Source organism: Pseudoalteromonas sp. MM17-2 (genome assembly GCF_022347945.1).
GTDB classification, from domain to species: Bacteria; Pseudomonadota; Gammaproteobacteria; order Enterobacterales; family Alteromonadaceae; genus Pseudoalteromonas; species Pseudoalteromonas ruthenica.
The window spans coordinates 202925-226419 of the sequence record NZ_JAKRFV010000001.1; the positions used below are offsets into that span (position 1 = coordinate 202925).

Sequence of the window (23495 nt, forward strand, 5' to 3'; positions counted from 1 at the left end):
TTAAAGAACGTTTATCACGGGGTTTGGCACTATGTTGTTAACGCGCATCATCTTCGCCTCCAGTATTTGGATGGCCTGCTCCATATCCGCCTTTGGCGCTAACTATCCGGTGATCTACCACTATTACAACAGCCAAGGCATTGCGGTATTCACCGACCAAAAACCTAAAATCAGTGGCTTTCGTGTTGTTGAAGTAAAATGCCAACGCTGCGAGCAATCGCGTTATCAAAGCTGGTATTCAACCCCTTTGCACCCCTACAAATTTCGTCAAACCTTGTACGAAGAAGCGCTCAAAAATGACTTAGATGTGGCATTGTTACAAGCCATTGTGCATGCCGAGTCGGGCTTTAACCCTAATGCGCAATCACATAAGGGCGCCAAAGGGCTGATGCAACTCATGCCTTTACTAGTCAAAGCCTACAACATCGATGACCCCTTCGACCCCGATAGCAATATTGCCGCTGGCAGCGCCTATTTTGCTAAGCTATTAAAGCGCTTTAAAGGAAATACGAAACTGGCCGCAGCGGCCTATAACGCTGGCCCTGGCAACGTTGCTCATTACAGTGGCGTGCCTCCTTTTCAGCAAACCCGCGACTTCGTTAAACGTGTCGATATTCTCCATAACCGTTACCGCCAACATCAACAGCTATTAACTTCAACAGTACCACGCCAATACCCGAACGGATTACTCAGTGCAGCGCGCTAGCGGCGCTAAGACATACCAATTGTGTGAGTGAAGTGATAACTTAATCACCATAACTGGAGTCAGTGCGGCAATGTGCCCGTAGATGGATGTGTATGCTTAAAGATATTATTCGTTGGTGTCGTCATTATGTGCGTTTATGCGTGTTTTTTATTGCCGCGTTGCTGGGTTTGCAAGTGCCGGGCTTTGTTGACGATTATGGCCATGCACTGCGTGCAAGCAACGACGAGGTAACTCAGGCCATTGCCCCGTTTAAAGACGACGCCAAGCAATTCTTTGATGGCTCCTTAGAAAAACTGTTGGCCCACTATCAACAAAGTGACGACCGCATTTATGCCAAAGGCGGTGACAATTTAGCCTTACTCTTGGAGCGCCAAGAGCAACTAGAGAACGCAGTATCGGATTATCAAAGTAACCCTTATTGGCATTTGCTGACTGCGCCGGTGATTGATGTTGGCCAGTCGGTGTGGCAATCCTACCGCCCGCAAATCCAACTGAATATGGCCTCTTTAGGTAGTGCCTTGGTGGTGGCGTTAATGATTACTTGGTGTGTTGAGGGGCTGTTTGTTTTATTAACCAGTGCCCTGCTCGCTGTGCTATCGCTGTTTATAAATGTGCGAAGCACGTCTTCATAAAATCATAAAACACTTCAACTCTGCGCGTGGCTAAAGAATGTTGCGCGCGCAAAAACCACACCGGCGCTTGTGGGTTTACAAGCGCTTGAGGCAAGACTTCGACTAATTCACCGCCGTCCAATGCCTGCTTAATGGCTATTTGTGATTTTATGGCAATACCATGGCCTGCCAGTGCTGCCGAGGTCATGTTATCTGAATTCGAAATGGTAAAACGAGTACGGGCATTATAAGTGCGCACCTGTTTGCCCACCTGCAGCTTAAATTGCCGTTGCCAAGGTAAGCACACAAAATAGTGCTGCTGTAGTTGTGCAACACTCTGTGGCATACCGTAACGGGCAATATAGCTAGGTGCGGCGCAAAGTAAACGGTGGTTATCCACCAGTTTACGCGCAAGCAAACCCGAGTCGGGCAACTGCCCAACACGAATAGCCACATCCTGGCGCGTTTCAACAATATTGACAAAATGGTCGATAATATTGAAATCCAAGGTTAATTGCGGGTATTGCTGTTCAAACTCACCCAGTCTCGGCATAACAAACTGAGAAAAGACCCAAGGCGGCATGGTTACTTTGAGTACGCCCGCCACCGTGGAGCTACGCGCGCCTATTTCAAATTCTGCGTCGTACAGCGCCTCTAAAATGCCCTCAATTCGCTGATAAAAAATCTCACCTTGCGGTGATAGCTTTAACGAGCGCGCATCACGAAAAATAAGCACACTGCCTAAGTGGCGCTCTATTTTAGCCAGCCGATGGCTGACCGTGGCAGGCGACAGCCGCAGCTGTTTAGCGGCATTCACAATGCCCTGATGCTTAATGATGGCAATAAAGGTTTCCAAGTCGGCCGTGCTATACATGATTTAATTATTTCGAATTTAAGTTTCGTTATTTAGCACTATATGTAAAAAAATTAAATCAATAAACTGATAAAAACACACTATGGAGACCACCATGCGTACGTATTTCGTCATTCTCACTCTGATTTTTGGAGTTTTAACTATGCCCGTAAGCTATGCCCAACAACGACCTAAAGTTATCTTTTTTGATGTTAACGAGACCCTGCTTGATCTTGAAGCAATGCGTACTTCAGTTGCAGGGGCACTGGATGGCCAGCAACAATTGTTACCGCTGTGGTTTTCAACCATGCTACACCATTCACTGGTGACAACGGTCAGCGGCGACTATCAGGATTTTGGTGATATTGGCGTTGCCGCATTGCAGATGGTGGCAAAAAATCAGGGGATTGAACTTTCAAAGCAGCAAGCAAAACAAGCGATCGTGCCTGCTTTATTAAGCTTGCCCGCGCATGCTGATGTAAAACCGGGGTTACAGCGCTTAAAAGATAACGGCTTTACCTTAGTGAGCTTAACCAATTCATCAAATTATGGCGTGAAAACCCAGCTTGAACATGCAGGACTGACACCGTATTTCTCGCAGCGCCTGAGCATTGAAGACCTGCAAATATACAAACCGGATCTTCGCGCTTATCAATGGGCACTGAAAAAGCTAAACGTGGCGCCCGAGCAGGCGCTGATGGTTGCAGCCCATGGCTGGGATGTGGCCGGAGCTAAGGCGGTGGGTATGCAAACCGCCTTTATTGCGCGCCCAGGCAAACAGCTTTACCCTTTAGCCCCAGCGCCTGATTATGTAGTTAACAGTGTTGAGGAGCTCGCAACCCTGTTAACCCCTTAACGGCTAATTAGGTGTGGCTTGGAGATGATCCACCAGCCATGCCTTTTCAGTGCGGCCATGATTGGTTTGCTCGTCGTATGCTTGCAGTTGCTGCGCTAGTTCTTGTTTCAGCGCATTGCCGATAAGCGCGGCCTGTTGTTCAATCACACGACAACTGCCCAACTCGGGAATGGCCTCTAGCTGCTCGTCTATGCGCTGTGCCATCGCCTTTATCATACGGCCATGTTCATGCTCATGCTCGGCCAAATACGAAAACCACTGCGACCACGCTTTTTTCACACTCTCAGTACTATCTGTTAATTGTGGCAGCGTGTATTCCAGCTCTAACGTGGTGGTTACCTTATTGATATCACATTGGCGAGACTTACTATCAAACCAAAACTGCCAGCGGATATCATAATAGGTGTAACCATGCACAACCTTGTTATCACGTTTTACTGGCGAAGCACTATCGAGTGCGTGTAAAAGACCATCGGGCGCATCGGCACTGACGGCATAGTTTTGTGTGGTTTCATCAATGACAAGTTGAGCATGAAGCGAAAATGAAAAAAGTAAAAAGATGAGATAGCGCACAAGAGTTCCTTTTTGGCGTTGGCTTGTTAACGCCGCTATTTTATCAAGTACGTGGGTTTGTACCACTAAAAGATAACAATTGTATGAAATATCATAAATTTGCTGCTAACTGTGGAGATTATGCTCAGGTCTTTATAAAAATCATCGACTTAGCTTGTACAGTCCACAAATACCAGCTAGTGTTAATGCTAGTGTTTGAAGTTAATAATAAGAGAATTCATTGATGGCATCTCAGTGTCGCCGCTGCATTAACACGCCCCCTCTCCCTTTTGATTTTACCATGGCGTTCCAACCCATTGTTGATTGCCAACAAGGCGAGGTATTTGGTTATGAAGCGCTTGTGCGTGGTGTTAACAATGAACCCGCCGGTGCGGTAATAAGCCAGCTTACCGATGAAAATAAATATATGTTTGATCAGCATTGCCGCATTAAAGCCATTGCTTTGGCTGCCAAACTGCAAATACCGTCGATGCTGAGCATTAACTTTTTACCGAATGCCATCTATGAACCTAAACGATGTATCAAAACAACACTGGAAGCCGCTGAGCGTTACCAGTTTCCTATCGAGCGAATTATGTTCGAGTTTACCGAAGCTGAAAAGGTAGGTGATGCGCACCATATCAAACGCATCGTTGAGTATTATCGTAAGCTGGGCTTTATGACCGCCACGGACGACTTTGGCGCCGGTTATTCAGGCCTTAACCTATTAGCTGACTTTCAAACCGACATTGTTAAATTAGACATGTTGATGATCCGCAATATCGACCAAGATAAAACCCGACAGATCATCATAAAAAACTGTGTGAATTTGCTGCGTGAGCTGGGTATTCAGGTGCTTGCCGAGGGCATTGAAACAGAGGGCGAATATCATTGGTTGCGAGCAGCCGGCATTAATCTAATGCAGGGTTACTTGTTGGCGAAGCCCCAGTTTGAAGGGCTCCCAGAGGTACATATACCGAGTCACTGAACGCTTGAGCGGCTGCCTTAAGACAGCCGGTTAGCAAATTGTGATACCGCATCCACGACTTTTTGAGACGCTTCGCGTATTTCCTCAATCACCGCACTGGCATCATTGACTTTCTCAGCAACCTCGGTGGCTGTGTCTTTATTTTCACCTATGGTTTGCACCGCTTCCAAGGTCAGTTGCGCGTTATCATTGACCACCCCAATGATTTCTTCGGTCGACTTTGAGGTTCGCGAGGCCAACTCTCTGACCTCATCAGCAACCACCGCAAAACCGCGCCCAAGCTCACCTGCCCGCGCAGCTTCAATGGCGGCATTAAGTGCCAATAAGTTGGTTTGCTCGGCGATGCCGCTGATGGCTTGAACAATTTTATTTATTTGCGCCGATTGCGCTTCAAGGGCATTGATCTTCTCAGACGCACTGTCCATTTTTGCCGCTAATTGACTCATAACCGCTGCCGTCTCTTCCATAATAGCGGCCCCATTACTGGCACTACTTTGAGTGTTAATTGAGGTGTCGTAAGCGATTTGAGCAGCATGATTTACCTGATTTTCACGCTCTACTTGCGCAGTGATGTCGGTGGCAAACTTAACTATCTCATAGAGCTGACCATGGCTGTCGAAAATGGGGCTATAAGAGGCTTCGAGATAAATTTCTCGCCCTTGTTTATCAATGCGCTTGAAGCGATCAGCAATGAAGTCACCGCGATTAAGTTTTTGCCAAAACTCGCGATACTCATGGCTGTTAGCGAGTGCGGGCTCACAAAACATGCTGTGGTGCTTGCCTTTGACTTCCTCAAGGCGATAACCCACAGTGTTTAGAAATAAGTCGTTAGCGTCGATTATATTTCCTTGAGGGTTAAAGCGGATCACGGCCATAGAACGCTCAATAGCGCTGATGACATTTTCATTATGCCTTGAGGTGTTAATGGTGCGGGTTAGATTCGATGCGAACAGATCAAAGTGTGTACAGTGCCCGCTGGCATCCACAATCGGCTGCAATACCACACGTAACCACAAGTGCTGGTCATTATTTTGCATTTCCAGAGCACCAGCCCAGTGCTTGCGCTGAGTTAACGCATTTTTAAGCGCCTTGTAGTGCTCCGTGCTGCGCGCCAAATTTGGCACGAAGTCGAGCAACGCTCTGGCTTGCCACGCGTGGCTGCTAATCTGGGTCTCAGTTTCAAAAAGTGTGTTGGCAGAGATAATCACCCCCTGCAAATCCAAAGTTAGATGGATCATCTCTTCACTTAAACTAGAGAATATTTGCTTGTAAGTAAGCACTTCATCTTGCAAGCTTTTCAGCTCAGCAAGGTGACTTTTTCGCAGAAACATGGTGGTACCATCAAAAGTAAAAATAAAGACGTAAGCGTTTAATAACGCTTAACCTGATTCGGTCGATCATAAAGCAGCTTATCGCAGCATTATTTGACATAACGCATTACATTCCCCTTAAGTTGAATGCTCACCCTTTGATTTATTATTGTAATATTATGCAGATATAGCGAACAGTAAAATGCGACGAGTGTAAAAAATGGGTTCAGCGGATACTTTTAAGAGCAATATATAAGAGGACTAAGTCGAAATCAAATAGTTGGCCTTTATGCTGTTATTAGCACTCTTTGGATAGTTTCCAGCGATTGGTTATTGGCATTAATATGGGTGAGACTTTGAGGACTCGTTGGCGCTTTCTATTGGCAAAGGAGTGAGTTTTGTCCTGCTAATGTCTGTGGCCTTGCATTTTTTACTGAAGAAGCTCAATAACGCCCAAACCTAGGTCTCTGCCGCCAAGAGCGATGAGCAGCTGCTACTATACAAATTACCCAACTACTTTAAACACATGCCTATTGTCACCTACGCCATTGAGGTGACTGCTCAGCGCAGCCAAACCGTGTGGGTGAGTGACAATGTCACCAAAGTGCTGGGATACTAAGCTGAGCAAGCAATGGCCATGGGTTGGTGGTCGAAAAGTCTACACCCAGACGATAAACTCCGTGCTCAAGAAGAAAGTCATCGTATTATCGGCGCCGGTGGCGGACACCACTATTACCGCATCAGACACAAAGATGGCCACTGTATTCATATTCATGACGAAATGCACTTGGTGAGCGGCTCTCACCCGCAGCGCTATATTGGTATTTTGTGCGATATTAGCGCCGAGGAAGGCGCGCTTAATCAGGTAAGACACTATTCTAGCCGGTTAGAAAATACCGTACTTGGCACGGTTGAAGCTATCGCGAGCATGATTGAACTGCGCGATCCCTACACGGCTGGCCATGAGTCCAGAGTGGGTGATTTAGCGGTGCAAATTGCTAAGCAAATGCAGCTCAACGCCGACACTCAATACGGTTTACGCATTGCAGGCTTAGTGCATGATATTGGCAAAATCAGCATCCCCTCTGAATATTTGACCAAGCCCACACGCTTAAGCCACAGCGAGCGAGTTTGCCATTATTAAAACGCACGCTGAGCATGGTTATCAGATTTTAAAGAGTATTCCTTTTCCTTGGCCTATCGCCCAAGTGGCTTATCAGCACCATGAACGCATGGATGGCAGCGGCTACCCGCAAGGCTTGAAAGGCGAGGATATTTTGCTCGAAGCGCGCATTATTGCCGTTGCCGATGTGATTGAATCCATGGCCACATCTCGGCCCTACCGTCATGCGCTGGGACTGGACGCTGCCCTTGCGGAAATAGAAACTAACGCTGGTAAATTATATGACCCCCAGGTTGTTAAAGCAGCATTGGGCTTATTTCGTGAGCAAGGTTACCAGCTTTCGCAGCCCACCAACTAAGCTTGGCAACGCTGATAGTGTTTGTGGTTTGTAGGCGGCATCAGATACTTTGCACATTTATTGAACAAGCGCATTGATCAACTGCCCCGGGTTTGTTTTAGTGATACAACAGCAAAAAAGGAGAAATGGGTTATGTATATTAAACGAACTCTATCGCTTGCAGCAGCGATGTTAATACTATCTGGCTGCGGTGTTGCCAATGATGTCACCGTTTGTACTGATGCGCCGCAAAGCCAATGGCTGGATCAAAGCGACTTTAAAACAACACTGCAAGCCAAGGGCTATAGCATCAATGAGTTTAAAGTGACCGATGGCAGCTGCTATGAGATTTATGGCACCGATAAAGATAACAACAAGGTTGAAATTTACTTTAACCCAGTAGACGGCTCGGTAGTTAAACAAGAAGCGCATTAGTGAGCAGCACAATCAAAATATGGGACCCGGTGGTACGTATCGTCCATTGGTCCCTTGTCGGCATCTTTATTACCAATTACTTCATTATTGAGGCAGGTGGCTCGTGGCATCAGTGGTTGGGTTACAGCGCTGCTGCCCTAGTGCTACTGCGGTTTATTTGGGGCCTCTTTCCCTCGGGCTTCGCCCGTATCCGCGCAGCCGCTATCAACTGCGCTGCGATAAGCGCGCACATCACTCACCTCAAAGAGCGCCATATCCCCACCGAATCGGGCCATAACCCTATTGGCTGGCTGATGGTGTTTGCAACTTGGCTGCTATTTATTGCACTTGCCGTTACTGGATTTATGCTTGAGGAAATCGATGCCCTATTCGGTAACTCGCTACTGCAAGACATCCATGTCTTTGCGGCCAATACCCTGTATTCCATCGCCATTATCCATATTATTGCGGTTATCGTGGTTAGCTGGTGGGGGCGCATCTCGCTAATACCGCCCATGATTACCGGGCAACGTAAAAAACGCGACTAGCCTTTGGCGAATAGGTTGAAAGCTTAAATAAACGAGCTGTTTACACGCGTTTTATAGTGAGAGCCTTTAGGTGCACATTGCCTTTATGGTCCTAAGCAGCCATCGCGCGAGTGAAACAGGCAAGCTCGGCAGTTACCTTTATTCTTAAATCAGCTCAATGTGTTAGTATGCTTAGTGCATATTCTTTGCCGAGCAATTTGCATCATCGTATGCCGCTAAGCAGCGTTAAAAATAGACACCTTTTTCGCGAAAAAGTATACACATATTTATACACACAGCGCGACGATTACGACGACACATAATAACAACAGGCAAAGTAGTAAAGCAGCAAGACACTGATTTATATGGAAAAGCAATAATATGGCAGAACTCAGAAACGACAATGACCAGAGTACAATCTACTGGCACGATTATGAAACTTGGGGGGCAAACCCGCAAAAAGATCGTCCCAGTCAGTTTGCTGGTATTCGCACCGATTTAGATCTGAATATCATCGGCGAGCCGCTTATTGAGTATTGCCGTCCGGCGCCGGATTATCTGCCCCACCCCGAGGCCTGTTTAGTCACAGGGATCACGCCGCAGCATGCGCTGCGTCATGGTCTTAATGAAGCAGAGTTTATCGCTAAAATTCATGACGAATTCGCCCGCCCGAATACCTGTGTGGCCGGTTACAACAGTATTCGTTTTGATGATGAGGTTAGCCGCTACACTTTATACCGTAATTTTTATGACCCTTACGCTCGTGAATGGCAAAATGGCAATAGCCGTTGGGATATTATTGATTTAGTACGTGCCTGTTATGCCCTACGCCCGCAAGGTATTAACTGGCCGCAAAAAGAAGATGGCAGCGTCAGCTTCCGCCTTGAAGACCTTACCAAAGCCAATGGCATTGAGCACGCCGATGCCCACGATGCCCTGAGCGATGTAAAAGCCACAATTGCGCTGGCAAAACTGATTAAAGACACGCAGCCCAAGCTGTATCACTTCTTTTTCTCGTTGCGCCATAAAAAAGCGCTGCTTGATTTGGTGGATGTTTATAACATGACGCCGCTGGTGCATACCTCGTCTCGTATTCCTGCAAGCCAAGGCTGCACGACTTGGATTGCGCCAATGAGCTTTCATCCCAGTAATAAAAACGCGGTGGTGTGCTTTAACTTAACGCAAGACCCGCAACCGCTATTGGATTTAAGTGTCGAGCAGTTACGCGAGTATCTCTACACTCGCCATGATGAACTGCCTCCTGGACAAGCGCCGATTGGCTTAAAACTGGTGCATGTCAATAAATGCCCTATTCTTGCCCCCGCGAAAACCTTGTTGCCAGAGAACGCCGAACGTTTGGGTATCGATCGCGAACAATGTTTAGCCCACTTAAAGGTACTAAAGGCCCACCCGGAGCTACGCGATAAGGTCGCCGAAGTGTTTAACGACACGCGCCAGTTTGCTGATACCGGCAACCCAGACTATCAACTTTATAGTGGTTTTATCAGCAACAGTGATAAGGCCAAGTTTGATATTATTCGCGCCACTGAGCCCATGCAGCTCGCCGGTTTAGACATAGACTTTGAAGATGATAAATTCACCACCTTGCTGTTTCGTTATCGCGCCCGTAATTGGCCGGAAACGCTGACCCCCAGCGAGCTTGACTCGTGGCGCAAGTACTGTCAAAACAAGCTGATGAATGGCGAGGACAGCCCTTCTATTGGCGCGCAAGATTTCATGCTCAGCCTAGAAAACCTAGTGCACGAGAATGAAGGCAATGAGCGCAATATGGCGGTGCTCAAAGCCCTATACCACTACGCCCAAAGCCTTTAGCTTGTGGGCGTATACCGCTACTTACTGGGGTTCAGCTTTTCCAACCGCGCCAGTAAGCTGGAGGTATCAAAACGGCCACCGCCCATAGCTTGTACGTCACTGTAGTATTGATCCACCAATGCCGTAAGACCTAGGCTAGCACCGTTATTGCGCGCCTCATCAAGAGCAATACCTAGGTCTTTGCGCATCCAATCGACGGCAAAACCAAACTCATACTCTCCTTGCCACATGGTTTGGTGGCGATTCTCCATTTGCCAAGACCCAGCTGCTCCCTTGGCGATAGTCTCTACCACCTTATCCCCATCGAGCCCGGCTTTTTTCGCAAAATGTAAACCTTCCGCCAGGCCCTGTACCACACCGGCAATACAAATCTGATTTACCATTTTACAGAGCTGGCCGCTGCCGATATCACCTTGTAATTGGCTAAAGCGACTGTAGGCTGCCATCACGGGCTGCACCTTGGCAAAAGCCGCATCGCTCCCGCCACACATCACGGTTAGTACACCATTTTCGGCCCCCGCCTGGCCACCAGAGACCGGCGCATCAATAAAGGCAATACCTTGGGCTTTCGCAGCGTCACCCAACTCCCTGGCAAGCTCGGCGGAGGTGGTGGTGTGATCGACAAGCAAGGCACCCTCGTGCATACCCGCCAGCGCCCCGTTTTCACCATAAATCACGCTGCGCACATCATCGTCATTACCAACACATACAAACACAAAGTCTGCGCCTTGGGCCGCTTGTTCTGGCGTTGCAGCACTGCGCCCGCCATATTGCTCTACCCACTGCTGCGACTTTGACGCTGTACGGTTGTATACGCACACATTAAACCCTGCTTGTTGCAGGTGCCCGGCCATGGGGTAGCCCATGACGCCTAAACCGATAAAGGTACACATTTTTGACATAATTTTGACCTATTTGCCTGATAGCCTCGAGAAAACGCAAAAAAGTATAACAAAGGCATCGTACAAAAACGCCTTGTTTTGAGTTATGGAGCTCACAATGGATAGTATTTACCATTTCAATGCCACCCTCATCGATGGCACGCCCTATTCATTTAAACAGTTACAAGGACGCGTTGCACTCATTGTAAACACCGCCAGTACCTGTAACTTTAGTAATCAATATAGTGCGTTGGAGCGTGTTTTTAGCGACTACCAGCAGCGGGGCTTAGTGGTATTGGGATTTCCTTGCAATCAATTTGGCCGCCATGAGCAAGGCTCAAATGAGGATATAAAAGCCTTTTGCACCAGCACATTTAATGTTAGCTTTCCATTGTTTAGTAAGGTAATGGTCAACGGTCCTGACGCCCACCCGCTGTTTAATTATTTAAAAGAACACACTCGGGGCATTGCACAAAACCGGGCAATAAAATGGAATTTCACTAAATTTCTAATAAACTCTCAGGGCCAACTGGTGAACCGCTACGCACCTCGGACCAAACCCGATACCCTTCGTGCGGTAATAGAGAGTCAACTTGATGAAATTAGCCCTATTCAGCTCGCAAAGGTATGAGCAACACGCATTCAGCGAACATTGTCCAGATAACGTCGAGGTCCATTTCTTTGATGCTCAACTGAGTGAGCTCACTGCCTCGCTGGCGCAAGGGTGCGACAGCGTGTGCGTATTTGTAAATGACGTGGTCAACAAACAGGTACTTGATAAGCTCAACGAGCTAGGTATTAAGCTGGTTTTACTGCGCTGTGCAGGTTTTAACAACGTTGATTTAGACCACGCCGCACGCTTAGGTATTGAGGTTGCGCGGGTGCCCGCCTACAGCCCAGAGGCTGTGGCAGAGCATTGTCTCGCCCTGATCTTGACCCTATCGCGTAAAACCCACAAAGCCTATAACCGTGTGCGTGAGGATAACTTCGACCTCAATGGCCTGCTGGGTTTTAACTTACACGGCAAAACCGTGGGCCTTATCGGCTGTGGTAAGATAGGGCTGGCGCTGTGCCGCATACTGAACGGTTTTGGCGCTAAGGTACTGGTGGTCGACCCAGCAAAGCCTGAAGGCGACTTTACCCTTGTTGATAAAGCCACATTATTAGCGCAAAGCGATATTATTAGCTTGCATTGCCCGTTAACCGAGCAAACCCACCATATTATAAACGGCGACGCACTGAGCCACATGAAACGCGGCGCTATGTTGATTAACACCGGGCGCGGCGCGCTGCTCGATACCAAAGCCTGTATCAATGCGCTAAAAAGCGGTCAGCTTGGGTATTTGGGGTTAGACGTGTACGAGCAAGAGTCGGAATTGTTTTTTAAAGACCGCTCAGAGGAGATTCTTCAAGATGATGTCTTCGCCCGCCTGCTCACCTTCCAAAATGTGTTGATCACCGGGCATCAAGGATTTTTCACTGAGGAAGCGTTGCAGCAAATCGTGCAAACCACCTTTGATAATTTACTGCAATACGCCAAGGGTGAAGCGCTAACCAATCGCGTTTGCGCCCCTTAAAACACTAAGTGGCGCCGGCTATTTCAGCGCCACATTAATGAACACAGCGGTCATCAGCACCGGACATACTAGGCGTATATACCAGCGCAGCGCCACAATACTCATCTTGTCAGATTGCGCTAATTGATTACCACGACGCCACACCCAGCCGAGGGTAAGAAAGTAGAACAACCCCATCAAAGGCAACTGGTACTGAGTAAATACTTGGATCACTAAGCCAAACAGCCAATCGAAGTTAAATACTATGGTGAGCGATGCCAACATCACCACGGCGCTAACCAGCCAAGTGGCTGCTTTACGGCCGATACCATGATTTTCCACCAAAAACGCCACCGGGATCTCGGTCGAAGAAATGGTCGAGGTCAGCGAAGCAATCGACATGAGAACGAAAAAGGCCAAAGCAATCACCAGCCCCATGCTGCCCATGGTATTAAACAATTGCGGGAGCACCGCGAAGATCAGTTGCCCTTCGCCAATGAGTTTGCCGTTTTGGAATACTTCCACGCCATTGTGGCTGGCGACAAAAATCGCGGGCACAATAAGTAGACCGGCCAAAAACGCCACCGATGTATCAAGGGCGGCCACACTCAGGGTCAGCTTGCCGATATTCGCTCCAGGCTTTAAATAAGAGCCGTAGATCATCATGCACCCTACCCCCAGCGACAATGAGAAAAACGCTTGTCCCATGGCAGCGATGATTAAATCTGGGTCCCACACTTTAGTAAAGTCAGGTTGCAGGTAATTACTAAAGCCTTCACCGGCGCCGGGTAACGAACCGATATAAAAAATCAAGCCAACTAACAGCACCAAAAGCAACGGCATTAATCGCCGCGACCAGGCTTCAATCCCCGATTTAACCCCTTTTAAAATAATGCTCGCGGTTAACACCAACATCAGCGGCGTGAAAATAAGGTTACGGGCAAGAGAGTCGCCACTTAAAAATGCGGCAGCGTCATTCATACCCAGCATCTCGCACAGCGGCGCTAAGGCATGGGCCAACATCCACCCAGCTACGATAGAATAAAAGCTCAGCATGACAATAGCCCCGACTAAACCAATATAACCAGCCCCTGCCCCTATTTTTGCCGCTTTTGGTTGCCAAGCACGTTTAAGTGCTTGTACTGGGTTGGCTTGAGCGGCGTAGCCCAAGTACAGCTCAGTGAACAGTGCCGGTAGTGCCAAGGCAAAGATGACAATGAAATACACCAGTAAAAAAGCACCGCCACCGTGACTCGCTGCTTGAGTTGGAAAACCCCAAATATTACCTAGGCCTACTGCTGCACCAGCTGCCGCTAGTACAAAACCTATACGGCTTTGGAAACCGTCACGCTTATTCGTCATTCGCAGGGATATCTGTTATTGTTTTGCCGCTATTAAATCATAATTACCCGTAACAAAGTAGTCATAGCCACGCTTATCGGAATGTCCTTGATGCTAAACCCTGCCTATCGCTTTTCACCTTTACCGACCGATACCGAGCAATATGCCAAGCACAGCGACGTGGTGTTGCTTTATTGTGCTAAAGCGCACGGTGAATTAGATGACGCACATTTGCACCGCACAGAGCGAGCGGTCTTAGCAAAGCGTAAAAAGGTGCAGGCACAGCAGGAATATCGCGCCACACGCTGGGCCATAAAACAGCTGGCGCGACAGCTGTACCCTCAGTATCGCGATTACCCTCTTGCTGCTTGGTGCAGTGAATTTGACGTTGAGCAGGCGCAGCTGATACTGAGCATTGATGGTCATCCTCTCGATGCGCGGGTGGTCATCAGCCACGCTCATGGCCACATTGCCGTAGCAATGACGCGGGGTTCAGTCTTATTAGGCGTAGATATTGAGAAAATCGATAACGCACGCGCCTTTGAAAAACTGGCGGCGCACTATTATCCCGAGGCCGAGGCAAGAGATATTGGCAGCGATGTTGAGACCTTTTTCCGGGTCTGGACGTTAAAAGAAGCCTACGCAAAAGCGACTAAGCAACCTATTGCCACCTTGTTGGGCCAGCCCATTTTGGAGCTTATCGCCGCCCTTGATGGCCAGGTATATTGTCAGGAACTATTTGCCGGGCACTTTGATATCAGTCTTATCACCGATACGCAGCGCCCGGTGCTCACTGTTAACCTTCCAGCAGCCGTTGATGAATAGTTTGCACCACCGCATCAGACTGGCTTTGCTCAACCAAGAAGCATAGGTTATGTTTCGATGCGCCGTGACAAATGAGGCGAATATCAAACTCACTGAGCACCTGCATTAAATTCAACTCGCTCTGACGCAGGACAATCTCCGAGCCAATTAACGCCACCAATGTGAGGTTATTCTCAACTGACACATGACAAAACTCGCTTAAACGCTCGAGGGCTTGCTGATCAAGCTCCGGACGACTGGCATTAGGGGCATTATCAAGCGTCAATGCGACACTTATCTCCGAAGTTGTGACCAAATCAACGGAAATGTTATGCTCACTCAAAATAGTGAACACCCGCGCTAAAAAGCCGCTCGCTAATAGCATTTCCGGGCTTTTCAGGGTCAAGAGAATTTGGTTTTTACGCTGAGTCACAGCGCGAACTCCAGCTAAAGTGTCTCCTTGGGGCGTTTTTTGTATCCACGTCCCGCCCCCTTGTGGTTCGCGACTGGAGCCGACAAACACACTAATACCACTGCGTGCAGCGGGTAGAATAGTCGCTGGGTGTAAGACTTTAGCGCCAAAGGTCGCCATTTCGGCGGCTTCGTCAAAGCTTAAGTAGGCAATGGATGCGGCTTTGGCACAGACTCTGGGATCGGTGCTGAAAATACCGACCACATCGGTCCAAATATATACGCTGTTCGCGCCAATCGCCTCGGCTAGTAGGGCCGCGCTGTAATCCGACCCCCCGCGTCCTAAGGTAGTGGTATCGCCATAGTCATCACTGCCCATAAAGCCCTGAGTGACAACCACTTGATCTTTAAGCAACGGCAGCAATTGGGCATGGGCTTGCTGCGCTGTTGTTTTAATATTGGGCTGGGCTTTGCCAAACTGACTATCTGTTTTGAGCACCGAACGCACATCAAAGCGCGTTGCCGCCACGCCATGTTCCCGTAATACCTGAGTAAACAAATAAGAAGAGAAACGCTCGCCAAAACTCAGTAGCTCATCGCTGTGAGCGCTCGATTGTGGTGCTTGCTCAGCACTGCTGCCAAAGGCGCTCAAGGTGACATCAAAGCCGTGGGCTAAATCGGCATCAAGGCTGACATATTCGAGAATATTAAGCTGGATAGCGATCACCCCATCGATGTGCGCTTGGCGCTGCTGTGGCGTTAATGCACTTTGGCATAACGCTACAAGGTGATTGGTGACCCCGGCACTGGCACTGACAACCACTACACGCACATTATTATTAGCAGCGATGATTTGTGCACACCGGCTCATAGCGCCATGATCGGCCACTGAAGTACCGCCAAACTTGGCGACAGAATATTCCTGATTCATTATCTCTCCGAGATGAAAAACGAGTTATTTTTCAAATACAATCAGGAGAACTTGGCAAGACTAAAAGGTAAGAATGTCCATTGCCAGAAGCCCTCCACCCCTACAGGTGACAGTTCCGAGGATTCAGCCTCAAGAACCGAAAGCCATTGCGACGCACAATGCACTTCCTCGGCGATAGTCTCCCTCGTAAACGATCAAAGGCTGTCGTCGGCCTCACGTTTACTACCTAGCTATCGCACCTCTTCTGCGACACATTCGATCTTGCGACCGAAGTGAATCAGCAATGTACCTAGCAGACGGCTAGAAGTCAATATCACACTTCACTGGAAGGTGTTCTGGCGGTTAATGATTGCTTGGATACACAAGTTGGCCGCAGCCAGCCTGTGTATTGCCGATTATGGAATCTAATTAAGGTTGTATGGGGCAATGCTCACCATCAACTGGCACCCAAACAGTTCGCGTTTCCATACGACAATTATATTCGACGGTTTGCTCTTCTTGTTGAGTGTGACCTTTCCCCAAAATTAACACCATGATTTTGATGAGATTTCTAATAAACTGGATACAATGGAGATCTCAAAATGAAAAAACGTTATACCGAAGAACATATTATCCGAGCAATCAAACAACATGAAGCTGGCGCTAAAGTCGATGATATTTGCCGAGAGATGGGAATATCGACAGGCACTTTTTATAACTGGCGCAGTAAATATGCAGGCCTAGAAGTTAATGAAACCAAGCGTTTAAAAGAGCTTGAATCAGAGAATAATAAGCTCAAGCGTTTGTTGGCTGAAAAGATGCTTGAAGTTGAAGGTATGAAGGATGTGCTCTCAAAAAAGTGCTGAAGCCTTCGGATAAGAAACGGATCGCTAGCCACCTCATCGAGCTATTTAACCTCAGTGAGCGAGCTGCATGCCAACTATCAGGGGTTAGCCGAACCGCATTTCGATATCGTCCAAGAACGAAGGCGGATAACACATTAAGAGAGCGATTAAAGTGCTTAGCTACTGAATCCCCTCGTTATGGCTATTTGATGCTTCACGGTCTGTTAAAAGCTGAGGGCTTAGTGAGGAATAAAAAGCAGACATATCGTATTTACACGGAAGAAGGGCTCCAAGTTCGCACCAAAAAGCGGAATAAAATACAGCGGCCCAGGCTTCCTTTGGAAGTACCGTCAAAGCCGAACCAGCGTTGGTCTATGGACTTTGTTTCAGATCAGCTAGCCAATGGCCGACGCTTCAGAACGCTGAATGTGGTTGATGATTATTCACGAGAAATGATCGGGCAGCTTGTCCGTGTTTCAATGAGTGGCAAACAGGTTGCTCGATTTTTATCTGAGATGATAGAAACACGAGGCGCACCTAATTCAATAGTGTGTGATAACGGCACAAAGTTTACGAGTAAAGCCATGTTCTTCTGGTCAAAAGAAACCAAAGTGAAACTCAGCTTTATCCAGCCCGGGAAGCCAACTCAAAACGCTTTTGTTGAAAGCTTAAATGGTAAATTCAGAAATGAGTGTTTAAACCAGCACTGGTTCAGGACGATGGAAGAAACAAGGTATGAAATTGATTTATGGCGAGAACATTATAATCATGTTCGACCACACAGTTCACTGAATTATTTATCGCCAGTTGAGTTTGCTAAACGGGCCACTTAATATGAATTATCTCATCGAATGAATGGTACTAATTCAGGGGAAAGGTCACCAATCATCACCATGGTCATATCCCGATGGCCGTGCCGACCAACCTTCTTGGCAGCTTTGGTGACTAGTTCAACTTCTTTGGGTGTTAAGTATTCCCGTTCTCGAAGATCCGAGTATTTGGGTGGTGTTGGTGTAACTTTCCGATTTTTGATGGTTGGGGTGGGTTTGCGATGGTCTTCTAAGTTGATGATTTCTCTCATAGTGGCTCCGGTTAACTTGCGCAATTATAACCGAAAGTGGCGGTGTTTTATACGGTGAGAGTGTTGGTGCCGGGATGGTTTGGATTGTTGAGGGCGTTTGGAAGGTTGGTGGGGATAGATGGAGATGGCCGGGGATTGCTAGTAATGCATTCAGATTGTGGTTATTGTCCCACCGATCGGAGATCGGTGGGTAACAATTGGGCAATAACTATTCTTTTAATGCATCACAACCCATTTGCAAATCATGAACCCCATTCGGAGGAAATGGACTACCATCATCAAGTTGTAACTTTATAGTTGCAACCAGCTTGCTGCTGTTACACTTCAATTCAATATGCCCGGACATGGAAATATGTTTCATCGTCGATGCTTGAAATACCCTGACATCTTCTCCTTTGATGGAATAACCTTTCCCCGTGAGTGTTAAATCATAGATTTCAACAGATTCTTGCTTTGGCTTGAATATATTGTGGCTTCGCTGGTACTCCCCTGTTGGGTGGTAAATCGTTATTGTCAATTGCTTATCATTGTTTAGTTTTGCAGATGTACTACCTGTCGCAGCACATCCTAATACACTTGTTGTAAGAGATAAAATAATAATTAGTCTTAGGATAAACATAGCTATTTCCCTATTGAGCTTCACATCCACACCCACCATAAGCCTCGATTAACGCTTTGGTGTGTTTGCGAATATTGTTGGCTCTGGATTTACTAATGATAATGTCATTAACACCATGAGCTATTAACGTTAAAGAGTCTCTAAACCTGAAGCCGTTCCACTGCTGGAAATCTTTGTGCCCTCTTGATAGCCCGTCCTGCTCGGCATGAATTAGTCGAGCAAGTGCTTTACTTCTTTGAGAGGCTGTTAACGAACCTGATAAGCTGTTATGGAGACTGTTAATATAGTTTGAATAAGCTTGCTCCGCACTTTCAGGAGATTGATTTGTGTCACCATCAGCCATATGGTGCCATGCAGAATTTTCTGGTAACTGCGACCCCGGTAGAGCATCAACACCTGCAACTAATTTTGCCAATTCATTGGCAAAACTTGTATTGCACCCTGCGGCATTGGCAGACTCTCTGGTCAACCTTTTGTGAAAAGAAGGTACTAATAGCCCAGTTGGGTCAATATTCATCACAGGGTTTTGATAGGCATACCCATACGTATTAATACCACCCGCTAAGCCAATTGGGTCAGATTGAATATATCTACCAAGCTCAGGGTCATAGTCACGGAAATAGTTATAGTGCAGCCCACTTTCTTCATCATAGTACTGTCCCGCGAATCGCAGATTATTCGTTACTGTTTCAATCGTGATATCTGTTTCACCAAATGGTGTGTAATTAGCTTTCCATACAATAGATGCAGTATTATCAGTTAGCGCTTGCGGTGTACCTAAGTGATCATTGTGATAGTAATAGGTATCTATTGCATCCATCACTAATGGCTGGCTTTCATAGTAAATATATTCTTTCGTCACTTTACCTTCATCGCTAGCTTCAGCTATGAGTAAGCCTTGTTCATCATAGAGGAAATAGATATCACCGAATACATTGCTCTTTTTCACTCGCTGGCCTAAACCGTTATACAAATAAGTGGTCTTAATGCCGTTTTCGTCATTAGTCACTTCCGTTAAGCGATTATGCTCACCATAAGTGAAGCTGCGTTTATCACCTCGTGTACGATTTCCGTTAGCATCATGGATAAATGGGCTGTCAAGTTGGTTGCTTGGTGTCAGGTAACCGAGTGAGCTTTCAGTGCCATTATCCGTTTTAGTGATACGATTACTGACACTATCGTAGCTGTAAACTATTGTGCCGTAACTACCCGTTGCACCTGTCAAATGGTCAAGTTCATCGTAATTGTATGTTTGGTTAGAGGTTGGATTAAGCGCACTGGTTAAAGTGGTGATAGTGCTATCACCGTTATAGCCAATCGCATTCTGGTAAACATCATTTACCATAATACTGGTTAATTGCCCGTTTAAGTTATGTACTCTAGTCGTAGTTTTTCCGTTACCTGAATCAAAGCTTTTCGCTTGTCCAAACGGGACATAACTCGCACTAGTTAACAAGATTTGTGTCTTACCTGCTTTGGTTTCAGTAATACCGGTAATTAAGCCATGCGTGTTTCGGGTTAAGTTAACCTCTCGACCACTTGGCAATGTAAGGTGAGTTCATTTGAACACAAAATTTAGCTGTTTTGTATATGAAAAAAAAAGCCCCGGCTAGCGAGGCTTTGGATTCAAATAAATAGAATTATTAGTATAAAGAACCCAATAGTTATAAGTGAAATTATGTTGGTGTCACGAATATACTTTTTCATTTCAGCGGTAATATTTTCAGACTTATAAAGCCCCATGAAAATAAATTTCCACGCAAACTTTAAGTTTTTAGCATCTCCATACTCTGCAAAGACACTAGGATTTTCTTTTTCTAATCTTGAGGAAATTTTATCAAACCTCCAGTTTATAACTGGAAATATTACGATCATAATAACTAATAGTATAACTTTCATTATTTACATGGCGTTGTTTCCTAAATGGTTGAACCTTCCTGCCAACCTGTGATCAGATCATCAATATCCCTAGTTCGTACCATAACAATGAACAGAATCACAAATTGGTCACAGTACAATCAAGCCCTCGTTAACCGAGGCAACATTCGCTTTTGGTTTGACGAAAAAGCAACGCGCCACTGGTATAACGAATGTGCTCACGGTGGGCGTGGTCGCTCTTATCATTACTCTGATCTCGCTATCGAAACTTGCCTGACGCTTAAAGCGGTGTTTGGTGAGGGGGAGTGGCACGCACAAAAGCATCATGTGAAAGCACGTAGGAAGTGGCGAAAACTACATCTTGCGGTGGATGCCAACACCCATGATATTGTGGGGGCACAAATGACGCTCAGTAATGTAACCGACGGTGAAACGCTGCAAGATTTAATAAGACCTTTGCGCCGACGTATTGATAGAGTGAGTGCTGATGGCGCTTATGATAGCCGCCGCTGTTATGCCGAAATCACTGCTAAGAGAGCGATACCCGTCATCCCGCCGCGAGAAAATGCCCGCTTATGGGGTGATGAGCATCCACGTAACGGGTCCGTGATGCTGTGCAATAAATTAGGCAGTGTACAGTGGAAAAAGCTCAGCGGTTATCACGTACGTTCATTAGCAGAAACAGCGATGTACCGTTTCAAGCAATTGATGGGGGCTAAGCTAAATGCCCGTGATTACAACCGCCAACTGGTTGAAGCGATGATCAAAGTGAAGGCGTTAAATAAGCTCAACACCCTTGGTCTGCCTAAATATCAGTAAGTTAAGCAAGCCTGTTAGAGAAAGCTATTTGATCAACAAGGCCTATTTACATCCACACTCGCTTTCGGTGACACTATCAACAAAAATATTCCCTAAGACAGCACTTACTCCTCCAGCATCAAGTCCTCCAACAATACCATTTGAATCGATCAGATTTTACTAGACAGATTTTTGTTTGAATTCTTCGAGCTTTTCATAAGCCAGTGGAGGCATGTTATTCGCTTCCCCATGCTTACGTCTAGAGTTATAAAACATTTCAATGTAATCGAATACGTCAGCTCTCGCATGCTCGCGAGTTAGGTAGATTTTTCTTTTTATCCGCTCTCGCTTTAACAGTTGGAAAAAGCTCTAGGCAACAGCGTTATCGTGGCAGTTTCCTCTCCGGCTCATACTTGCCTTGAGATTGTGTGCGGTCAAAAAGTCACTCCACTCATAGCCTGTAAATTGACTCCCCTGATCTGAGTGTATTAACACCTGCTCTTTCGGCTTTCGCCGCCATACTGCCGCTAGGAGCGCCTGAGTAACAAGCTCAGACTCCATTCTAGAACTCATCGACCAGCCAACAACAGCACGAGAGTAGAGACCTAATACGACAGCAAGGTAAAGCCAGCCTTCATGAGTTCGGATGTAAGTGGTGTCAGTGACCCAGGATTTATTTGGCGTAGTTACGGTAAATTTTCAGTCAAGAATATTACTAGCGACTACGGCAGGTTTACCGCTGTAATGGCCTTTATGTTTTCTATAGCCTACTTGCGCTCTTATCCCTTCTAGCCTCATCAGCTTGGCTACACGGTGCTTGCTGCAAGCCTCACCTAAATCGCGAAGATCGCTCGTGACTTTTCTATAGCCGTAAACACAACCACTTTCTAACCATGAGTGTTTAATCAACCCAGTCAGTCGCTCGTCTTCTAATTGACGCTGTGATTTGGGGTTATTCATCCATGCATAAAAGCCACTTCGCTGAATTGAGAGGGTTTTACACATTATTTTGGCTGGATAATTATTGAGCCTAGCTTTTATGAACGCGTATTTTTCTTTGACTCGCTCGCGAAAAATACGGTTGCTTCCTTTAGAATGTCGCGCTCCATTGTCACGCGTTTAAGTTCCTTTTCTAACTGCTTGATTCGGTCTGTTTGGTCTCGCGATTGCTTATGCTTCTCATTATCTGGACCGTGAGATTTTATCCAGTTATAGAGAGAGCTGCTGGTCACTCCAAGCCTTTCGGAAACACTAGCCACTGAATAACCGTGTTCCGTAACTTGTTTAACTGCTTGTATTTTAAATTCTTCAGTAAATCGCTGGGACATCATTTCTCCTTAGTACACATAATTATAAAGCAATTAGGTGTCTAGAGAAGGCTGGTCGATTCAACTTGTTCTGCGCGACTAAACCAAGACACTTTTCTTAAGGAACTTTGTTCATATCTACTGCCGATAGATCACTATTAGCTCTTCAACAGTTGCTTTTTTTCAAAAAATTCCTTGCTATTTTTGTTTAAAAAGCCCCTACTAGTGAAAAGTTCTATTGTGATAGCGAAAACGAACCACATGTTCATAACGCTGGTGCTGGCAGTAAATCACCTCTTTGACATCAGCGAGCTTTATCGGCGTATCAAGTAAGTTCAGTACCCCATGCTCAACAAATATGGCACTACTGCGTATGGGCTCGATGCTCCATTGATACTGGGCACTGAGCATAAAGCTAAATATCAACACCGATATCGCTTGCGCCCAAAAGCTCTGCTCCATCATAAAGTTAATAAAAAACAGTACATAGATAAACAATGCACCGGTGTATAAAGCGCGGGTGATCACCGCACGCGTGGCAAATTGCTTTTTGCGGGTAAGTTGGCTCACTGGGGTCTTCCTTGTTTGATGAAAACTGCATTTAATGGCTGTAGGCAGACGGTTGTTTTATTAGCCGTTCATTGTCAACGACCATAGTCCATTGACCGTCGTTGTTGTTCGGTGGCTCGTTGACGATGAAGGTGGTGCTGAAAAAACCAATGCCAACACTGAAGTTGTCACCCTCAAATGATTGCAACGGCCCTTCCACTGAGGTAGAGCCCCTGTTTTTATAGCGTTTATAGGCGACTGTGCCATCTTCAAGAATCAATAAACTCATGCTTGGACTTTGCCAGTGCCCGACATAATCGCGCTTTTGTGCAGGGACGGGTTCTGCGCAACTGCATAGCAGTAGAATAAACGCCAAAGCCAGTAATACTAATCGCATCCGTTGCT

General features: G+C 46.6%; 25 protein-coding genes, 1 pseudogene and 1 riboswitch. Of the genes and pseudogenes, 14 read left to right on the plus strand and 12 right to left on the minus strand.

The features are described 5' to 3' along the window. The first annotated feature begins 31 nt into the window (after positions 1 to 31). Both MHM93_RS00950 and MHM93_RS00955 read left to right on the plus strand, forming a co-directional pair. A complete protein-coding gene (locus MHM93_RS00950; protein WP_239447594.1) occupies positions 32 to 706 on the plus strand; it encodes a lytic transglycosylase domain-containing protein in 675 nt (224 codons plus the stop codon). A gap of 92 nt (positions 707 to 798) precedes the next feature. Next, on the plus strand, positions 799 to 1338 hold the full coding sequence (locus tag MHM93_RS00955; RefSeq protein WP_022946519.1) for a DUF2937 family protein: 540 nt from the start codon (positions 799 to 801) through the stop codon (positions 1336 to 1338). Here the strand turns inward: MHM93_RS00955 and MHM93_RS00960 are convergent. Beyond that, positions 1310 to 2191 (minus strand): LysR family transcriptional regulator, encoded by an 882-nt coding sequence (locus MHM93_RS00960; RefSeq protein WP_239447595.1) that lies wholly within the window; start codon positions 2189 to 2191, stop codon positions 1310 to 1312. The two genes, MHM93_RS00955 and MHM93_RS00960, sit on opposite strands and share 29 nt — an antisense overlap. Positions 2192 to 2333: 142 nt before the next feature. Between MHM93_RS00960 and MHM93_RS00965 the strand changes: the two genes are divergently transcribed. Continuing rightward, on the plus strand, positions 2334 to 3026 hold the full coding sequence (locus tag MHM93_RS00965) for a haloacid dehalogenase type II (RefSeq protein ID WP_239447680.1): 693 nt from the start codon (positions 2334 to 2336) through the stop codon (positions 3024 to 3026). Between the two features lie 3 nt (positions 3027 to 3029). Here MHM93_RS00965 and MHM93_RS00970 read toward each other — a convergent pair whose 3' ends face one another. Beyond that, positions 3030 to 3599 carry a DUF922 domain-containing protein gene (locus MHM93_RS00970; protein ID WP_022946516.1) on the minus strand — a complete coding sequence of 190 codons (570 nt, stop codon included), beginning with the start codon at positions 3597 to 3599 and terminating at the stop codon, positions 3030 to 3032. A 223-nt stretch (positions 3600 to 3822) separates the two neighbouring features. On the opposite strand from MHM93_RS00970, the gene MHM93_RS00975 reads away from it, so the two are divergent. Beyond that, positions 3823 to 4566, plus strand: a complete 744-nt coding sequence (locus tag MHM93_RS00975; protein ID WP_239447596.1) for an EAL domain-containing protein — start codon at positions 3823 to 3825, stop codon at positions 4564 to 4566. A gap of 17 nt (positions 4567 to 4583) precedes the next feature. Here the strand turns inward: MHM93_RS00975 and MHM93_RS00980 are convergent, their stop codons facing one another. After that, positions 4584 to 5897, minus strand: a complete 1314-nt coding sequence (locus MHM93_RS00980; RefSeq protein ID WP_239447597.1) for a PAS domain-containing methyl-accepting chemotaxis protein — start codon at positions 5895 to 5897, stop codon at positions 4584 to 4586. Between the two features lie 616 nt (positions 5898 to 6513). On the opposite strand from MHM93_RS00980, the gene MHM93_RS00985 reads away from it, so the two are divergent. The 5 genes from MHM93_RS00985 (at position 6514) to sbcB (ending at position 10110) form a co-directional block, all read left to right on the plus strand. Next, on the plus strand, positions 6514 to 7020 hold the full coding sequence (locus MHM93_RS00985) for a PAS domain-containing protein (RefSeq protein ID WP_239447598.1): 507 nt from the start codon (positions 6514 to 6516) through the stop codon (positions 7018 to 7020). A 25-nt stretch (positions 7021 to 7045) separates the two neighbouring features. Beyond that, positions 7046 to 7357 carry an HD domain-containing phosphohydrolase gene (locus tag MHM93_RS00990; protein ID WP_239447681.1) on the plus strand — a complete coding sequence of 104 codons (312 nt, stop codon included), beginning with the start codon at positions 7046 to 7048 and terminating at the stop codon, positions 7355 to 7357. A 132-nt stretch (positions 7358 to 7489) separates the two neighbouring features. Then, the gene (locus MHM93_RS00995) at positions 7490 to 7771 is read left to right on the plus strand and encodes a PepSY domain-containing protein (RefSeq protein ID WP_022946512.1); all 282 of its coding nucleotides are present in this window, start codon (positions 7490 to 7492) and stop codon (positions 7769 to 7771) included. Further along, positions 7771 to 8298: a cytochrome b/b6 domain-containing protein gene (locus MHM93_RS01000; RefSeq protein WP_239447599.1), complete on the plus strand. Its 528-nt coding sequence runs from the start codon at positions 7771 to 7773 to the stop codon at positions 8296 to 8298. The genes MHM93_RS00995 and MHM93_RS01000 overlap by 1 nt, the downstream gene beginning before the upstream one ends. A gap of 360 nt (positions 8299 to 8658) precedes the next feature. After that, complete coding sequence (sbcB, locus tag MHM93_RS01005; protein WP_053910428.1) at positions 8659 to 10110, plus strand: exodeoxyribonuclease I; 1452 nt, start codon at positions 8659 to 8661, stop codon at positions 10108 to 10110. Between the two features lie 17 nt (positions 10111 to 10127). Here sbcB and MHM93_RS01010 read toward each other — a convergent pair whose 3' ends face one another. Continuing rightward, positions 10128 to 11012 (minus strand): NAD(P)-dependent oxidoreductase, encoded by an 885-nt coding sequence (locus tag MHM93_RS01010; RefSeq protein WP_239447600.1) that lies wholly within the window; start codon positions 11010 to 11012, stop codon positions 10128 to 10130. A 97-nt stretch (positions 11013 to 11109) separates the two neighbouring features. On the opposite strand from MHM93_RS01010, the gene MHM93_RS01015 reads away from it, so the two are divergent. Further along, positions 11110 to 11622, plus strand: a complete 513-nt coding sequence (locus MHM93_RS01015) for a glutathione peroxidase (protein ID WP_022945131.1) — start codon at positions 11110 to 11112, stop codon at positions 11620 to 11622. Further along, entirely contained in the window at positions 11588 to 12568 is a 981-nt protein-coding gene (locus tag MHM93_RS01020; RefSeq protein ID WP_239447601.1) for a 2-hydroxyacid dehydrogenase, read from the plus strand. The genes MHM93_RS01015 and MHM93_RS01020 overlap by 35 nt, the downstream gene beginning before the upstream one ends. 18 nt (positions 12569 to 12586) lie before the next feature. Here the strand turns inward: MHM93_RS01020 and MHM93_RS01025 are convergent, their stop codons facing one another. Beyond that, a complete protein-coding gene (locus MHM93_RS01025; RefSeq protein WP_239447602.1) occupies positions 12587 to 13909 on the minus strand; it encodes a sodium-dependent transporter in 1323 nt (440 codons plus the stop codon). Positions 13910 to 13999: 90 nt separating this feature from the next. On the opposite strand from MHM93_RS01025, the gene MHM93_RS01030 reads away from it, so the two are divergent. Further along, the gene (locus MHM93_RS01030) at positions 14000 to 14713 is read left to right on the plus strand and encodes a 4'-phosphopantetheinyl transferase superfamily protein (RefSeq protein WP_239447603.1); all 714 of its coding nucleotides are present in this window, start codon (positions 14000 to 14002) and stop codon (positions 14711 to 14713) included. Here the strand turns inward: MHM93_RS01030 and lysC are convergent. Then, a complete protein-coding gene (gene lysC / locus MHM93_RS01035) occupies positions 14685 to 16034 on the minus strand; it encodes a lysine-sensitive aspartokinase 3 (protein ID WP_239447604.1) in 1350 nt (449 codons plus the stop codon). The two genes, MHM93_RS01030 and lysC, sit on opposite strands and share 29 nt — an antisense overlap. Before the next feature lie 79 nt (positions 16035 to 16113). Next, a riboswitch (Lysine riboswitch) is annotated at positions 16114 to 16286 on the minus strand. Positions 16287 to 16615: 329 nt separating this feature from the next. On the opposite strand from lysC, the gene MHM93_RS01040 reads away from it, so the two are divergent. Beyond that, a protein-coding gene (locus MHM93_RS01040) for an IS3 family transposase (protein WP_239447605.1) occupies positions 16616 to 17691 on the plus strand; the annotation gives its coding sequence in 2 pieces (ribosomal slippage) (positions 16616 to 16865 and positions 16865 to 17691; 1077 coding nt in all). Positions 17692 to 17702: 11 nt separating this feature from the next. On the opposite strand, the gene MHM93_RS01045 is transcribed toward MHM93_RS01040, so the two are convergent. The 3 genes from MHM93_RS01045 to MHM93_RS01055 form a co-directional block, all read right to left on the minus strand. Beyond that, entirely contained in the window at positions 17703 to 17939 is a 237-nt protein-coding gene (locus MHM93_RS01045) for a hypothetical protein (protein ID WP_239447606.1), read from the minus strand. A 208-nt stretch (positions 17940 to 18147) separates the two neighbouring features. Continuing rightward, positions 18148 to 18558, minus strand: a complete 411-nt coding sequence (locus MHM93_RS01050) for a hypothetical protein (RefSeq protein WP_239447607.1) — start codon at positions 18556 to 18558, stop codon at positions 18148 to 18150. Between the two features lie 10 nt (positions 18559 to 18568). Continuing rightward, the gene (locus tag MHM93_RS01055; protein WP_239447608.1) at positions 18569 to 20104 is read right to left on the minus strand and encodes an RHS repeat-associated core domain-containing protein; all 1536 of its coding nucleotides are present in this window, start codon (positions 20102 to 20104) and stop codon (positions 18569 to 18571) included. Positions 20105 to 20544: 440 nt separating this feature from the next. On the opposite strand from MHM93_RS01055, the gene MHM93_RS01060 reads away from it, so the two are divergent. Further along, positions 20545 to 21255 (plus strand): IS5 family transposase, encoded by a 711-nt coding sequence (locus MHM93_RS01060; RefSeq protein WP_239447609.1) that lies wholly within the window; start codon positions 20545 to 20547, stop codon positions 21253 to 21255. A gap of 159 nt (positions 21256 to 21414) precedes the next feature. Here the strand turns inward: MHM93_RS01060 and MHM93_RS01065 are convergent. From MHM93_RS01065 to MHM93_RS01075, 3 genes and pseudogenes are all read right to left on the minus strand, one after another. Further along, positions 21415 to 22565: pseudogene (locus MHM93_RS01065) on the minus strand (IS3 family transposase). A gap of 198 nt (positions 22566 to 22763) precedes the next feature. Then, positions 22764 to 23111: a hypothetical protein gene (locus MHM93_RS01070; protein ID WP_239447610.1), complete on the minus strand. Its 348-nt coding sequence runs from the start codon at positions 23109 to 23111 to the stop codon at positions 22764 to 22766. Between the two features lie 31 nt (positions 23112 to 23142). Then, on the minus strand, positions 23143 to 23487 hold the full coding sequence (locus MHM93_RS01075) for a hypothetical protein (RefSeq protein ID WP_239447611.1): 345 nt from the start codon (positions 23485 to 23487) through the stop codon (positions 23143 to 23145). Between the last annotated feature and the right edge of the window lie 8 nt (positions 23488 to 23495).

Coding starts and splice junctions, on each gene's coding strand:
- lysC (WP_239447604.1), bottom strand. CDS start 16,034: ATGAATCAGGAATATTCTGTCGCCAAGTTTGGCGGTACTTCAGTGGCC.
- MHM93_RS00965 (WP_239447680.1), top strand. CDS start 2,334: ATGCCCGTAAGCTATGCCCAACAACGACCTAAAGTTATCTTTTTTGAT.
- MHM93_RS01030 (WP_239447603.1), top strand. CDS start 14,000: ATGCTAAACCCTGCCTATCGCTTTTCACCTTTACCGACCGATACCGAG.
- MHM93_RS01010 (WP_239447600.1), bottom strand. CDS start 11,012: ATGTCAAAAATGTGTACCTTTATCGGTTTAGGCGTCATGGGCTACCCC.
- MHM93_RS01020 (WP_239447601.1), top strand. CDS start 11,588: ATGAAATTAGCCCTATTCAGCTCGCAAAGGTATGAGCAACACGCATTC.
- MHM93_RS01025 (WP_239447602.1), bottom strand. CDS start 13,909: ATGACGAATAAGCGTGACGGTTTCCAAAGCCGTATAGGTTTTGTACTA.
- MHM93_RS01045 (WP_239447606.1), bottom strand. CDS start 17,939: ATGAGAGAAATCATCAACTTAGAAGACCATCGCAAACCCACCCCAACC.
- MHM93_RS00995 (WP_022946512.1), top strand. CDS start 7,490: ATGTATATTAAACGAACTCTATCGCTTGCAGCAGCGATGTTAATACTA.
- MHM93_RS01060 (WP_239447609.1), top strand. CDS start 20,545: ATGAACAGAATCACAAATTGGTCACAGTACAATCAAGCCCTCGTTAAC.
- MHM93_RS00950 (WP_239447594.1), top strand. CDS start 32: ATGTTGTTAACGCGCATCATCTTCGCCTCCAGTATTTGGATGGCCTGC.
- MHM93_RS00985 (WP_239447598.1), top strand. CDS start 6,514: ATGGGTTGGTGGTCGAAAAGTCTACACCCAGACGATAAACTCCGTGCT.
- MHM93_RS00960 (WP_239447595.1), bottom strand. CDS start 2,191: ATGTATAGCACGGCCGACTTGGAAACCTTTATTGCCATCATTAAGCAT.
- MHM93_RS01050 (WP_239447607.1), bottom strand. CDS start 18,558: ATGTTTATCCTAAGACTAATTATTATTTTATCTCTTACAACAAGTGTA.
- MHM93_RS00980 (WP_239447597.1), bottom strand. CDS start 5,897: ATGTTTCTGCGAAAAAGTCACCTTGCTGAGCTGAAAAGCTTGCAAGAT.
- MHM93_RS00975 (WP_239447596.1), top strand. CDS start 3,823: ATGGCATCTCAGTGTCGCCGCTGCATTAACACGCCCCCTCTCCCTTTT.
- MHM93_RS01075 (WP_239447611.1), bottom strand. CDS start 23,487: ATGCGATTAGTATTACTGGCTTTGGCGTTTATTCTACTGCTATGCAGT.
- MHM93_RS00955 (WP_022946519.1), top strand. CDS start 799: ATGCTTAAAGATATTATTCGTTGGTGTCGTCATTATGTGCGTTTATGC.
- MHM93_RS01015 (WP_022945131.1), top strand. CDS start 11,110: ATGGATAGTATTTACCATTTCAATGCCACCCTCATCGATGGCACGCCC.
- sbcB (WP_053910428.1), top strand. CDS start 8,659: ATGGCAGAACTCAGAAACGACAATGACCAGAGTACAATCTACTGGCAC.